Source organism: Litoribrevibacter albus, assembly GCF_030159995.1.
In the GTDB taxonomy this organism is placed as follows: domain Bacteria; phylum Pseudomonadota; class Gammaproteobacteria; order Pseudomonadales; family Litoribrevibacteraceae; genus Litoribrevibacter; species Litoribrevibacter albus.
Window position 1 is genome coordinate 145,124 of record NZ_BSNM01000016.1, and the last position, 13,633, is coordinate 158,756.

12 protein-coding genes are annotated in these 13,633 nt (G+C 47.7%); 9 read left to right on the plus strand and 3 right to left on the minus strand.

Going from position 1 to position 13,633, the window contains the following annotated elements; translation table 11 throughout:
* The first annotated feature begins 301 nt into the window (after positions 1-301).
* The 4 genes from QQL66_RS15420 to gpt all read left to right on the plus strand — a co-directional run bounded on the left by QQL66_RS15420 (position 302) and on the right by gpt (position 4,964).
* A complete protein-coding gene (locus tag QQL66_RS15420; RefSeq protein WP_284382597.1) occupies positions 302-1,684 on the plus strand; it encodes an 8-oxoguanine deaminase in 1,383 nt (460 codons plus the stop codon).
* A 78-nt stretch (positions 1,685-1,762) separates the two neighbouring features.
* Positions 1,763-3,124 carry an ankyrin repeat domain-containing protein gene (locus tag QQL66_RS15425; RefSeq protein WP_284382598.1) on the plus strand — a complete coding sequence of 454 codons (1,362 nt, stop codon included), beginning with the start codon at positions 1,763-1,765 and terminating at the stop codon, positions 3,122-3,124.
* Positions 3,125-3,432: 308 nt separating this feature from the next.
* Positions 3,433-4,272, plus strand: a complete 840-nt coding sequence (locus QQL66_RS15430) for a DNA ligase (protein WP_284382599.1) — start codon at positions 3,433-3,435, stop codon at positions 4,270-4,272.
* Between the two features lie 215 nt (positions 4,273-4,487).
* The gene (gpt, locus tag QQL66_RS15435) at positions 4,488-4,964 is read left to right on the plus strand and encodes a xanthine phosphoribosyltransferase (RefSeq protein WP_284382601.1); all 477 of its coding nucleotides are present in this window, start codon (positions 4,488-4,490) and stop codon (positions 4,962-4,964) included.
* Positions 4,965-5,032: 68 nt separating this feature from the next.
* Here the strand turns inward: gpt and QQL66_RS15440 are convergent, their stop codons facing one another.
* Positions 5,033-8,791 carry an EAL domain-containing protein gene (locus QQL66_RS15440; RefSeq protein ID WP_284382602.1) on the minus strand — a complete coding sequence of 1,253 codons (3,759 nt, stop codon included), beginning with the start codon at positions 8,789-8,791 and terminating at the stop codon, positions 5,033-5,035.
* Between the two features lie 161 nt (positions 8,792-8,952).
* Between QQL66_RS15440 and QQL66_RS15445 the strand changes: the two genes are divergently transcribed.
* From QQL66_RS15445 to QQL66_RS15465, 5 genes are all read left to right on the plus strand, one after another.
* Positions 8,953-9,471 carry a carboxymuconolactone decarboxylase family protein gene (locus QQL66_RS15445; protein ID WP_284382604.1) on the plus strand — a complete coding sequence of 173 codons (519 nt, stop codon included), beginning with the start codon at positions 8,953-8,955 and terminating at the stop codon, positions 9,469-9,471.
* A 34-nt stretch (positions 9,472-9,505) separates the two neighbouring features.
* The gene (sigJ, locus tag QQL66_RS15450; protein ID WP_284382605.1) at positions 9,506-10,372 is read left to right on the plus strand and encodes an RNA polymerase sigma factor SigJ; all 867 of its coding nucleotides are present in this window, start codon (positions 9,506-9,508) and stop codon (positions 10,370-10,372) included.
* A 195-nt stretch (positions 10,373-10,567) separates the two neighbouring features.
* Positions 10,568-11,260, plus strand: a complete 693-nt coding sequence (locus QQL66_RS15455) for a cupredoxin domain-containing protein (RefSeq protein ID WP_284382606.1) — start codon at positions 10,568-10,570, stop codon at positions 11,258-11,260.
* Between the two features lie 18 nt (positions 11,261-11,278).
* Complete coding sequence (locus QQL66_RS15460) at positions 11,279-12,100, plus strand: DUF3034 family protein (RefSeq protein ID WP_284382607.1); 822 nt, start codon at positions 11,279-11,281, stop codon at positions 12,098-12,100.
* A 43-nt stretch (positions 12,101-12,143) separates the two neighbouring features.
* Positions 12,144-12,575, plus strand: coding sequence for a group I truncated hemoglobin (locus tag QQL66_RS15465; RefSeq protein ID WP_284382609.1), 432 nt, complete (start codon positions 12,144-12,146; stop codon positions 12,573-12,575).
* Positions 12,576-12,584: 9 nt separating this feature from the next.
* Here QQL66_RS15465 and QQL66_RS15470 read toward each other — a convergent pair whose 3' ends face one another.
* Together QQL66_RS15470 and QQL66_RS15475 are read right to left on the minus strand one after the other, a co-directional pair.
* Positions 12,585-13,169 carry an NAD(P)H-dependent oxidoreductase gene (locus QQL66_RS15470; protein WP_284382614.1) on the minus strand — a complete coding sequence of 195 codons (585 nt, stop codon included), beginning with the start codon at positions 13,167-13,169 and terminating at the stop codon, positions 12,585-12,587.
* Between the two features lie 57 nt (positions 13,170-13,226).
* Positions 13,227-13,580, minus strand: coding sequence for a MerR family transcriptional regulator (locus QQL66_RS15475; protein WP_284382615.1), 354 nt, complete (start codon positions 13,578-13,580; stop codon positions 13,227-13,229).
* Positions 13,581-13,633: the final 53 nt, after the last annotated feature.

Here is a 13,633-nt window from a genome sequence, read left to right on the forward strand (position 1 = left end):
CTAACTTGTATACATAGACCGGCCTATTTCAGAGAAGTTCAGAAAAATTGAAAAATTTTTAAAGTTTTTTATAAATTTTTAATAATCCTTTCATTTACAAGGATTTTTACTTAACGCTGAACAGTCAAGCGCAGCAGCGATAAAGGCAGATTAACACGCAAGTCACTGCCATTACCCTAACCCGGTACATGGCAGAAATCCGTCCAACGACTAGAGTTATCCACAACTCTAACCTCTCCTGTACCAGTTAGCCCATTAACACGGAAGCTTCAGCGCTTCGTTAACACTAAAGGCAACTGACATGATACTAACTTCAGAACACACACCCCCTCAGGCGTCCCAGACCCTGTGGATAAAACAGCCGTTGGCCGTCTTTACCGCCAATAATCAGGACGCCAGCAATGGTTTGGTGATTCGCGATGGCAAAATTCTAGAACTGGTCGCCAAAGGTCAAACACCCACTGTGCCTGTGGATAACATCTTCGACGCCTCACGACACGTGCTTCTGCCTGGCTTGATCAATACTCATCATCATCTCTACCAAACCCTCACGCGGGCGTTTCCACCCGCCCTGAATAAACGTCTTTTCCCTTGGTTACAAACCTTATATCCGGTCTGGGCCAAGCTACAACCCGAGATGCTTTCGGCAGCGACCCAATTAGGCTTAGCCGAACTGATGTTGTCAGGCTGCACAACCGTAGCCGACCATCATTACCTGTTTCCAGAAGCCTTAACCGAAGCCATCGACATTCAGGTGGATACTGCAAAACAAATCGGCAGCCGAGTGTTATTCACCCGAGGTTCCATGAGCTTAGGTCAGGATCAAGGCGGCTTACCGCCGCAATCAACGGTCCAAACCGATGAAGTCATTCTGAGAGACTGCGAGAGAGTGATTAAGGCCTTCCACCAGCCTCATGAAGGTGCCATGGTACAAATTGCCTTGGCCCCCTGCTCGCCCTTCTCAGTCACCACAGAACTGATGAAGCAAACGGCGTCCTTGGCCCGACAGCATGGCGTTCGACTTCATACCCACTTGGCAGAGACGGAAGACGAGAATAATTTCTGTCTGAAGGCCTTTGGCTTGCGACCATTGGATTATCTGGAGTCGGTCGATTGGTTAGCCGAAGACGTATGGTTGGCTCATGGGATTCACTTTAACGATGAAGAGGTACAACGCTTAGGCCAAGCCAAAACCGGCATCTGTCACTGCCCGTCTTCGAACATGGTATTGGCATCGGGCATCTGTCGAACCAAAGAGCTGCAAGCCGCCGGTGCGCACGTGGGCTTAGGGGTTGATGGCTCTGCTTCTAACGACTGCTCCAATATGATTCAGGAAGTCCGCCAAGCGATGATGATCAATCGCCTGCGCTACGAAGCTGATGAAGTCAGTCACCTGGATGCGTTGTACTGGGCCACCAAAGGCTCCGCACAAGTGATTGGTCGGTCTGACATTGGAGAGCTTGCGGTGGGCAAACAGGCCGATCTCGCGCTGTTCAATCTCGATGAGCCTAGATTCTCGGGCGCTCATGATCCTCTGGCTGCATTAGTACTGTGTGGGGCTCATCAAGCCGACCACGTAATGGTCTCAGGTAAGTGGCTAGTTACTAACCGTCAGTTTATTAATACAGAAATTACTCAAATTCAGTCCTATCATAGAGAAATGGCTATAAAACTTGTAAATTAGCAGTTATTCACCCGATTAATATTCAAGTCATTAATCGGGTGTCTTTATGTCAACTTCTCACTAAAGGATTAAGCGCTCATGGTGCCGAACAGATTCTATTCACTCCTTGTCCTGCTTATAGGCTCAATTCTGGTATTAAGTGGCTGTGCAAGTAGTACGTCTTCCTTCACCTCACAAGAGCGTCCGCCTCTTCATCAAGCTGCGTTGATGGGGGACATCAATAAGATCAAACAATTACTCGCCTCCGGAGCAAACCCGAACGAACCAGATCACAGTGAGTTCACCCCAATCCATTGGGCTGCTGCAAGTTCATTGGGGCACAACCGTGAAATGATCGAAGTACTTGTTGAGCATGGCGCTAACCCGAACCTCACAATAAATAGTGCAAAGATGGTTCCGCTTCAATTTGTTCATAATGCCGAAGCCGCCAAAGCCCTTATAGACGCTGGAGCAAGGCTAGATACCAGAGATATTGCTAGCGGTACGCCCCTACACAATGCAACAAAGCCAGACATAGCCAAAGTTCTGCTGGATCATGGCGCCGATAGAAACGCCAAGAACGGATTGGGACAGACCCCGGTAGATAAGCTTCGCCAAGCATTGCCATACTTTAATAAAGGCGGTATCTACGACACCATCAGACAACAATACCAAGACACCATCGAGGTGCTGACGAACTATTATCCTAATCAGGCAAATACACCTGTGAACACATCAACGACTGCCTCCACATCAGGCGATGTTTGGCTTGATGAGACACCCAGTCAAAACCCGGCACCAGAAGCGTTCTTAACCCCGGCGGCGATGGCTGCAGTTGAACCGTTAAGCCCGGAACCAGATTTCGACAAAGCGGAAAAAAGAGCCAAAGAACTGGAAGCCAAACAAGCATGCCCAATGTACGACTACGATTGGTTTTATTTGGGTAAGGATTGTCAAAACGAGCTAGCTCAAGGGACTGGCTCCGCCGAAAACCCGTATCAGGAGCTAAAATTTGAAGGCAAGATTGTTGATGGCCTGAAAGTCGAAGGCACACTCTACAAAGGCAAGAAACAAATATACGAAGGCGGCTTCAAAGACGATCAGCCTCACGGATCAGGCGTATGTTTTTATCAAGGGTCACCAGAAGAGTGTCGTTACTACAAAGGCGAGCGAATCGATACGCTGCATAAGCAACGTGAAGAGTTTAAAAAACAACAAGAAATTCTTTCCGAACAAACCAGTCAGCAAAAAGCACAGCCGACCACCACCTACAAGCAGGACGCTTACACCCAAAGTAACTATACAAATAACAACTACTCGCAGCCGGATTACTCCACTCAAGCGCCCAGATACAACACCAGTTACTCAGAACCTGCGAGCACATCCGATCCGGTGTCGGATGCTATTCAGGATGAGCTGATTGAGCAAGGCACCAAGATGCTATTGGATCAATTTTTCTAGGGAAGGATCTGAACAAATCGTTATACCATTAATAAAGCCAGCGTCTCAGCTGGCTTTTTCATTAGCGTCCCCTTTGTTCAGCCATTTTCTTTTGCATAAAGAATACTTACGTGTGATGCATCCTTCGCATGATCTTCAACACGCCTTAACCATTTAGTCCTTTCTTCCTGTAGTGCACATCCACCCTCCCCGATTGTCGAGAATGGCTCGACAGTTTGCGTTATGAATCGAACGTTTCACGCCTTTGTCCGATTGCCTCCCCCTGCTCACTTCTTTAAACAAGGAGCATTCATGCCCAAGGAGCTCACATGTACTACCTATCCATCCTGTTGTTAATCACCGTCTGTCTTTGGCCTGTCATAAGTTACGCTCACACAAGCCCGCCATTGGCCTTATCCAAGTTTTATCAGGCCACTGAAGATCTGACGCATTATTGGGTCAGTGAAAAATACGATGGTGTACGAGCCTACTGGGACGGAAACAAGCTGCTCACCCGCTCAGGGAAAATCATTCACGCACCAACCGAGTGGCTGTCTCAACTACCAGACATTGCGCTGGACGGTGAGCTATGGATAGCGCATCAGCAATTCGATCACGTATCTGGCCTGATCAGACAAAAGCACCCCGATAGCTCGGCATGGCAAGCTATCCAGTTCATGGTCTTTGATCTCCCCAAATATCCGGGCACATTTTCTGAACGATATCACCAGTTAGAAGCCTTGGTAGCGGCATCCCAAGCTCCGAATTTAAGGCTCGTCAAACAAACCTCAATTTCCTCACATCAAGCGTTAGACGCCTTACTTAGCGAAGTTACCCGCAAAGGTGCGGAAGGGCTGATGCTGCGTCGTATCGATACCCTGTATGCATCCGGCAGAACCAATGACCTATTAAAAGTGAAACCCTATATGGACGATGAAGCCGTGGTCATCGACCATCAGCAAGGCCAGGGTAAGTACACTAATCAGCTAGGCGCCTTGATCGTTATGGACAAAAATGGCCGGGAATTTAAGATAGGCACAGGTTTCAGTGATGATCAACGAGCAAATCCACCGGAAGTTGGTGACACCATCAGCTATCAATATCATGGGCGAACCAGTACCGGCCTTCCTAGATTCGCCAGTTTCCTACGTGTCCGATCAGACGAATAAGCCACATTGATACTAAAATGCGGATACCAAAGGTGCCATCCATACTAAAAATTTAAGTGCCAAGTGCAAAATTCTGACCAACCTGTTAGAATTTTCCGCCACAATTTTAGGACTTCATTTGTTTAAGCTTACATTCGTTTTGGCTTACATTCGTTTTGGCTTAAGTCGGTTGGAGAAGGACTCCGAATCGTCAAAGCAGGTATTGAGGACACACTATGAGCAAATATGAACTGGATTTTTTCGTCTCTTGGGAAGAACTCCACAAAGCGGGCCGCCTACTAGCAAAGACCCTTCATGAACTGGGCGAATGGAAAGGCATCCTGACGGTGACCCGAGGCGGTATGGTTCCTTCAGCCATTATTGCTCGTGAACTGAATATCCGCATGATCGACACCATCTGTATTTCCAGTTACGACGGTCAGGATCGAGGCAATTTCCAATTAACCAAAGCACCTAAACTAGATAATCAGGGCAAAGGCTGGTTAATTATTGATGATTTGGTCGACACCGGGAAAACCGCCGCAGAAGTTCGCGCCCGTTATCCAAAAGCACACTTCGCCACCATCTATGCCAAGCCTGCCGGCATTGAGTATGTCGACAGCTACGTTGAAGAAGTGACTCAAAACACCTGGATTCGCTTCCCTTGGGATATGAAACTGAGCTATTCCGACCCGATCGTGAAAGGCGGCTAATTCAAGTCGATCACGGTGATCTATGAGTGGCTGTGATCACAACGGTACGGCGTTATTTCCGTACCGTTTTATCCTTCAGGATCGTAGAACATGTCAGGGTGCTTCAACATAAACTGTTCCATCTCTTCTGGCGGTAACGGTTTACTGAACAGAAACCCTTGGGCCAAATCACAGTTCGTATCCACTAAATAAGCAAACTGCTCTTCCGTCTCCACACCCTCAGCAACCACCTTCAACCCTAATCCATGAGACATCGCAACTGCCGCATTCACCAGTTTAAAATCGGCCGAATTCGTCGCTATATCATTAATGAATTCGCGATCAATTTTGAGGGTATTAAATGCGTAGCGACGAAGGTAGCTTAACGAAGAATACCCCGTTCCAAAATCATCAATCGCCAATCGTACGCCTAACTCCTTCAGATCATTAAGTGCAGTCTGGACATGACGAGTACTGTTCATCAAAACCCCTTCGGTTATCTCCAATTCCAGTAACTGTGTGGATACACCAGCGTCATAGATAATATCCCGAATCTTGGTCACTAAATTTTCACACTCAAACTGTTGCGGTGACAGGTTGACCGCAAAATGGAAACGCTGACCAAACATTTGATGCCACTTGTTGGCCATCTGCACCGATGCTTCCAAGACAAATTCACCAATAGGGACAATCAAACCACTGTGCTCAGCGATTGGTATAAATTCCATCGGCGACACCAATCCCAATTCAGGACTTTGCCATCGGAGCAGAGCTTCAAAGCCAACAATTTTACGGGTCTTCACCTCCACTTTTGGCTGAAAATAAGTGATAAACTCGCCTCGCGCCAAGGCGCCTGTCATATGCTCTTCGAGTGTTAAGCGTCGTGTTACTGCAAGATTCATCTTCCGGGTATAGAAAGAAATTCGATTCTTGCCTAATTGTTTGGCGTGGTGCATGGCCGCATCTGCATGCTTCAGTAAGAACTGAGCCGAATCCGCATCATCAGGAGAAATTGCAATCCCAATACTCGCGGTCAAAATCAAAGGATGCTCATCAATATAATAAGCCCGCTGAAAACTGTTCAATAGATCTTCCGCCAGCGAGGTTACTTCCTCCACACTTCTCACATGCCCTAACAGAACCACAAAATGATCACCGCCGGTTCGCCCCAAGGTATCACTGCCCTTTAAATACTTAAGTAAGCGTCGAGAGACTTCCACCAGCAACTTATTACCCGTTTCGAAATCAAGCGAGTCATTGATCTTCTTGAAATCATCAATATCCAACGACATCACCGCTACTTGCTGGTTGTTGATAGCCGACTCTCTTAGTAATTGCGTGGTACGATCCAGCACCAGATAACGGTTAGGTAAATCCGTCAAGGCATCAAAGTTGGATTGGTAGATAAGCTGCGACGCATGAGCCTTCACCTTGCGATTCAGCATGAAATTCCAATACAAGACAGCAGCAATAATCAGCAGACTGATCGCGCTAATTTGCCAAATCAGCTGATAATTAATCGCTTCCTCTACCTCAATCGATATCCATTTTCTGGCAATGGCCTGTCGCTCTTCCAGACTGATGGAATCCAGCGCTTTTTGTAGAATAGGAACCAACGCTGGCCAATCATTTCTGACGCCCATCGCCAGTTGAAAGTTATAGGGCGTTTGACCAGATACCTTCACATTCTCAATGCCATGCTTGCGAAGTAAATGGCTTGCTGTGGCAATATTGCCGACATAGGCATAGGTTTTACCTTGTGAAACAGCCAGGATCGCCGAGAGAGAGTCTTCAAAAGGAACCAGATTAATCGCGGGGTGGTTCGTGGATAAAATATCTGCGGAGGCATAGCCTTTTTCAATCGCCACCTCTTTCCCATACAAACCACTGATCCCGTCTATGTAACCAATATCATCGCGGGTAATGATCATCATCGGATGGGTTAAGTAAGGTTCGGTGAAGTTCGCATATTGTTTGCGCTGCGGCGTTGCCATTGCACAACTGTAGACATCCAACTGCTTATTTTTTACCAGCTCTGTCAATTTGCTCCACGGTTGTTTGGGGGACGGTACAAACTCAATGCCTAATCGCTTCTCGATCAGTTTCATATAGTCTGCGGCAATCCCCGAGTAGGTTTCACCGTTATAACTTTCAAAAGGTAACCAGGAAGGGTCAGAAGCCAACCGAATCTTGGGATGTGTTTTTAACCACTCTCGCTCCGCACTGGTCAATTGATCCATCACGGATAAAAAGCCCGATTCAGGTTTGGCTGATCGAGGTACGTTCCAACGGGTATAAATCGTCATTAGCTCTTGGTATGAAAACGATTCCAACGCCTTGTCTAAAATAACCGCCAACGTCTTCCAATCTTTTCTGACACCAAAACGTTGCTTCGAGAGATCACGAGTATATAACTGGGCATAGGCCAGATTATCCAGCCCCCGGAGCATTCGAATGTGATTCGACATGGCAATATCAGCAACCGTTGCATCAACCTTGCCAATCGAAACCGCTTCTAATGCATCCACCAGAGTAGGGACATACACAGGTTCGATGTCGGGTATTTGCTCCATGACCAGTGCAGTGGTTGAATAGCCTTCAACCAGCGCAACTGATTTCCCCGACAGAGCCTGAGGCGATGAATAGTCACCAACCTTATCGGGTTGAGTAATAATGAATTGCGACAATGAAATATAAGGTCGGGTGAACTCAAACCATTGCGCCCGCTCAGGTCGTTTGACCAAGGTTGCGATGACATCCACCTTCTTATCGAGCGCTGCGTTATACAAAGTTTTCCATTCATGCTCAGGATACGCTTCGAGTTCGATACCAATTCTACTGGCCAGCTCATTGGCCATATCCACAGCAATCCCGACCAACGCACCTTGTTCATTCAGATAGCTGTATGGGGGATAGTTCCCATCAAAGGCAATGGTGACTTTAGGGTGGGCCTTAAGCCACTGCTCTTCACTGTCGGTCAGTTTCACCGGAGTCGCATCGTCCACCCCACCCAACCAGCGCTGCTGGATCTGACTCTTCTCTTCTTGAGTAATATCGGCCAATGCCCGATCGAGAAGATTTGCAAGAATAGACCAATCTTTTCTCACGCCTATCGCCAAAATCGATCCGTCTTTTTTCAGTCGTCCATGCGCTTTGAGGTTGGTCATCAACTCCTGCCCCATGATGTACAAAGCCACACTGCGATTGCCTGCATAGGCATCGGCTTCACCACGAGCAACCGCATCGAGTGCATGCTGGGTATCAGGGTATTCCTTGATTTGAACATACGGAAACTGCTCAAAGTACTTAACATTGCCAAAGCCTTTTTCAAGGGCCACCACTTTGCCATTGAGATCCTGCTCATCATGCAGGTACGGGGCTGTCTTCTGGCCGATGATGACATGAGGAATGTTGAGATAGGGGGCTGTGAAGTTGAAGTCCACCATTCTCTCTGGTTTAGGCGTTAAATCCATCAAGGCGTCCAACCGTTTTTCCTGAACGTCTTTATATAACTGATGCCACTCGCCCGGCATCAATTTCAGGTGTCCGCCAATACGTCGATTAAGGAGCTCCACATAGTCCGCGCCAATCCCGGCCGACACGCCTTGTTTATTCACAAAATTAAACGGCGGCCAGCCGTTCATGACACCGACATTGATCACGGGGTTGGCATCAAGCCAGTTCCGTTCTTCCTCGGTAAGTTCAAATCCAACAGATGATTCAGAAGCCTGTAATGTCAACGGCATGACAGACATAAACACCAGCCATACCAAAAGCATGACAAGTAAACGTCGGTCTACTCTGGAAACGGTGATGCTTGGTGTTGAGCGGGGACAAAGTGCATTCAATGGAAAAGATCCTGTAAAGTCCTTTTCTTACTCACACACTATAGGTGGCTCTGCCGCTCACCGCCAAAATCAAAAAAAGTTTCTCTTAGGTGTCACATTCTCAACCACTGATTCGTCATATAGGTAACCCACTTTTAATTGATCAAAAAATGGAGATCTATATGTCTAACTATCAAGAACAACTACAACAACTTACAGATTTCGAAAATCATTATCAGTATGATGCTCAATACCTGAAAGATATGTTAACCCTTGCCTACTCAAGCTATGAGAAATTTGCAGGCTTCCAACCCATGGCAAGTCACCGTGACCTACTGCCATTAGAAGCCTTTTGGGTAGCAAAAGTAGCAGGCATGCAAACGGAAGATTGTGGTGGTTGTCTGGAGCTAACGATCAAAATGGCCAAAGAACAAGGCGTCAGCAGCGACATTCTAAACGCAGCACTGAAAGGTGGTCAGGCATTACCTGAGGCACTTCAAGTGGTCTATCAATACGCTCGCCAAGTCGCAGGACAAGGCCAGGTCGACCAAGAAGTAATGGACGCTATCTCGGAATCCTTCAGTAAGGGACAATTGTTAGAATTTGGCGTCATCATCGCAGCAACCAAGGTGTTCCCCACAGTTAAACGCGCAGTTGGAATGAAAGAGGCGTGTGCGTTAATTTCGGTAGATGCAGCCTGACGCGACACTCGACATTCAGCACTCGACACACAGTATGGACAAAATTTTCGAACAATCACGCCAGCGCCTTTTCGGGCTGGCTTATCGCATTACCGGCTCGATCAGTGATTCAGAAGACATTCTTCAAGAATGTTTTCTACGCTGGCAGGCTCAAACCCATGTCATTCAATCGGATCAGGCGTGGTTAACCACCGTTGTGACACGTTTGGCGCTGGATCACATCAAAAGTGCCGAAGAAAAGCGCAAAAGTTACATCGGCCCCTGGTTACCCGAACCCTTGGCAGAACCTGAGGACGAACCCGACAGTCTGCATGAACTGGATCAATCCATTACCATGGCGTTATTAGTGGTACTGGACCAACTGTCCGCAAGTGAACGCGCCGCTTATATTTTGCATGATTTGTTTGATTACAGCTTTGACGAAGTCGCTGACATTCTAGACAAGTCTGCTGCAGCCTGCCGTAAACTCGCCAGTCGGGGGCGCGCCAAGGTTCAGGAGCAACCCACCGTATCCAGCGTTCCTACAGAACAACACAACGCCATGATTGAAGCATTCTTTAATGCTACTCGTCAGGCCGACTCGGAGGGTTTACTGAAACTCTTGAGCAAAGACGTGATCTTTCATTCGGATGGTGGAGGCAAAGCCGCTGCCGGCAGACGAATCTTCCAAGGACAAGCCGATGTGCTGGATTGGATCGAACGCGTTCTGTTTCGCTTCTTTCACCAACCGGACGCCGATATCCAATTCAAACAACATTGGTTTAATGGCGCACCGGGCATGTTGGTGTTCCATGAAGGCCAACTCGTTACCGCATTCAACTTCACGGTGGATGACACGGGTATCCGTCATATTTATGCGCTGCGTAACCCGGACAAACTTCGATTTTTCCAGACCCATTAACTCAGACGACTACCCTGAGATTCTGTCTGGAATCCTTTCGGGCACTACTTCCGGCGACCAGAATCTGGTCGCTATCATTTCCTCCATTGCTTTCCAACTCTTGATGTCCAACTCTTGATGTCCAACTCTTGATTGCGGACCCAGGATTGCCTGCCATACTTACTTCGGAGACTAACGGATTTCCTGGCCCCCAAAATGTTCAGACACCCTTACAACTTACTGAACAACTTACAGAACAACTTACTGAACAACTTGCTGGCATTTTGCATTTGCCTGACGTTAACACCTGCCTACGCTTATCAACTGACAATCATTGATCAATCTGGAGCACCTCTGCCAGATGCCGTCGTCGAGCTGCATACATCGACGAAACCAAAACCGATGAAGGCAACGCAAATGAAAGTAATGCCATCCATCATGGATCAAATCAACAAGGCGTTTGTCCCTGATGTTCTGGTTATTTCGAAAGACAGTTTGGTGGAATTCCCTAACAGCGACAACATCCGCCACCACGTCTACTCCTTCTCAAAACCCAAACCCTTTGAGTTACGGCTCTATTCCGGAAAGCCCGAAGCGCCCATTCGTTTTGAAAATCCGGGTATCGTAGTGCTTGGCTGCAATATCCACGACTCCATGGTGGGCTACATTTACGTTGCCGATAACAACACCACCTACCAGTCCAACCACCGGGGTCGTGTTCAAATTGAAGCACTGCCCGATGCACTGGAACGAGTCTATATCTGGCACCCCAATCTCAGCCAAGGTGTCGACCAACGTATTGAGTTAAATCCGGAACAGCTCTCCCCTGAACACCCTATCCAGTTAGACATCATCAAACCACCGCCGAGAAATACCTTTGAGGCACGCTTCAAACGAAAATTTAACTGATTGAGTCGAATATTCCCTATGCGAGAAACAGTCATAGTCTTTCTATTATTCGTATCCACCAGCACCCTCGCTGGCGGTAAGATTCTGGCCACCCCCGGTGTTTCTCAGGTGGAAGGGTCAGCCGGTGGCGGTCTGGTACCTTGGGCACAACTGGCTGGCTATGCCACTGAAGAGGAAGTATCCGCCTCGGCCTTTTGTACCCGAGCAAAGGTCGATGATTTCCAGTTGGATGTCTGCGGCGCACAGATCAACCTCTATGATCGAATAGAGTTCTCTTACGCCGAACAACGCTTTGAAGTTGACCCGTTGTCGCTGGAATTAAAGCAGCGCATTTTTGGCACCAAGTTCCGGCTCTTTGGCGATGTAATTTACAGCCCCTGGCCACAAGTGGCCTTGGGGGTTCAACACAAGTTTCTTGAGACCGAAGATGTCGCATTTGCGTTAGGGGCCGAGGAAGATCAAGGCACCGATGTATACCTCGCGGCAAGTAAACTACACCTCGGCGCAGCCTTCGGCTACAACCTGTTATGGAACCTCACCCTACGCCACACCAAAGCCAATGAAATGGGGTTATTAGGCTTTGGCGGGCCGGACAAAAGTAACCCGATCCACGCCGAAGCCTCTGCCGCCATCTTACTGAACAAACATCTGGCGATCGGCATCGAGTACCGACAAAAGCCCGACAACCTAGGATTGGAAGAAGATGATTGGCAAGACCTGTTCGTTGCCTGGTTTCCCAACAAACACCTCAGTCTCACCGCCGCCTATCTGGATTTGGGTGCCATCGCCGCCGTTGAAGATCAAACGGGCTGGTATATCTCTTTGACCGGGTATCTTTAATATGGAAGCCACTAACAGAAAGTCACTAGCAGGAAACCACGTTGTGAAACAGATCTTATCGTCTTTACTGATCAGTCTGGTACTCATCGGCTGCTCAACATCCCCTAACCAGTCGACCAACAGCACGCTCTATGAAGAATTAAACGGTCACACAGGTTTAGAACAATTGGTCGATGCCTTTATTGAGCAGATTGCCTACGATGAACAGATCTTTCCCTACTTTGCCAAAGCCAATGTCGATCGATTCAGAGACAACTTCATTACTCATATGTGTGATGTCTCAGGCGGGCCATGCAAATACCAGGGCGATTCCATGATTGACATTCACACCGGCATGAACATCAATGAAGCCGACTTTAACCGGGTGGTCGAGTTACTGATCAATGCCATGGAAGAGATCGGTATCGCTTACCCTACTCAAAACAAGCTGCTGTCTCGATTGGCACCGCTACGCCCAGAGATCATAAATAAGTAACAAGCCATGTTAAGCAACCCTGTTCTCAAGGCTTCTTGCCTCAGACGACACTTGATCCAACCAGGTTTGCCGTTGCGTCTCATCCGACATGATCACCGAACCCAACAACGTACATTGAGTCGTTTCTACGCCACAAAATTTTAGGGTAAAACGATCTAACTGTTCGAGTACCGGCGCGGCCTGAAATTCCAACAACGCGTCAGGGGCATCCATCGTCAATACCAAGTGTGCCGTTTTACCAGCGAGCAACGGAATTGGCTCAGGATTATCTTCTTCAAACTTAAAGGCCACCCCCGGCAAAAAGGTTCGATCAAGCAATCCCTTAAACTTCGCCGGTAAACCGCCCCACCATATCGGAGAAACAATAACGAGATGATCGGCCCAAAGAACGGCGTCCTGAAATTCTTTTAAACAAGGTTCAAGCGGTTGAATGGCATCATAGCCCGTATCCAGACTTGAATTAAACGACATATCTGAAAGATTAAAGCGTCGAACCTCTGATATCTGAGTTGCCCCAGCCTCATAGGCGTTTGCTAATTCGAGGGAAAAACTGTGAACTTTCGGGTTGGCATTAATTAGGAGTGTCTTCATCATTTTAAATCCTCAAGGAGTGAAAAATGATGAGTCTACCGTCTGCCCTATAGGGCAGAGTCAAGACATAGATGAACACTCATTTAGAGAATCTAGACACTCACTGACGTGTTCGATATTACGTTGTATGGTAAGTAGCTGCTGTTGAAACTCCGCTTTCACCTCACGCAGAAAGGTACGAATGCGGGCCCAATCCACCTCACCCTTGTCATAGACAATGACATTCTTCAAACGGGAAAGCGTCACGCCCAATTGCTTCGCTTCGAAGATTAGGCGCAACACCTCAACATCCTGTTCAGCATACACCCGATAACGCCCTTGTCGCTTAGGCGTGCGAATCAAACCCATTTCTTCGTACAAACGAATGGCTTTAATGCTTAACCCGGTTTGTTTTGCGACTTCGCCGATGTACATCTCAAATCCTTTTACTAAGTACTTAACAAAAAGTACGCAACGAAAAGCACTTC

What these genes read in the sequence shown, in the direction of transcription:
- QQL66_RS15420 (WP_284382597.1), top strand. Translation starts at nt 302, where the DNA reads ATGATACTAACTTCAGAACACACACCCCCTCAGGCGTCCCAGACCCTG.
- QQL66_RS15425 (WP_284382598.1), top strand. Translation starts at nt 1,763, where the DNA reads ATGGTGCCGAACAGATTCTATTCACTCCTTGTCCTGCTTATAGGCTCA.
- QQL66_RS15430 (WP_284382599.1), top strand. Translation starts at nt 3,433, where the DNA reads ATGTACTACCTATCCATCCTGTTGTTAATCACCGTCTGTCTTTGGCCT.
- gpt (WP_284382601.1), top strand. Translation starts at nt 4,488, where the DNA reads ATGAGCAAATATGAACTGGATTTTTTCGTCTCTTGGGAAGAACTCCAC.
- QQL66_RS15445 (WP_284382604.1), top strand. Translation starts at nt 8,953, where the DNA reads ATGTCTAACTATCAAGAACAACTACAACAACTTACAGATTTCGAAAAT.
- sigJ (WP_284382605.1), top strand. Translation starts at nt 9,506, where the DNA reads ATGGACAAAATTTTCGAACAATCACGCCAGCGCCTTTTCGGGCTGGCT.
- QQL66_RS15455 (WP_284382606.1), top strand. Translation starts at nt 10,568, where the DNA reads ATGTTCAGACACCCTTACAACTTACTGAACAACTTACAGAACAACTTA.
- QQL66_RS15460 (WP_284382607.1), top strand. Translation starts at nt 11,279, where the DNA reads ATGCGAGAAACAGTCATAGTCTTTCTATTATTCGTATCCACCAGCACC.
- QQL66_RS15470 (WP_284382614.1), bottom strand. Translation starts at nt 13,169, where the DNA reads ATGATGAAGACACTCCTAATTAATGCCAACCCGAAAGTTCACAGTTTT.
- QQL66_RS15475 (WP_284382615.1), bottom strand. Translation starts at nt 13,580, where the DNA reads ATGTACATCGGCGAAGTCGCAAAACAAACCGGGTTAAGCATTAAAGCC.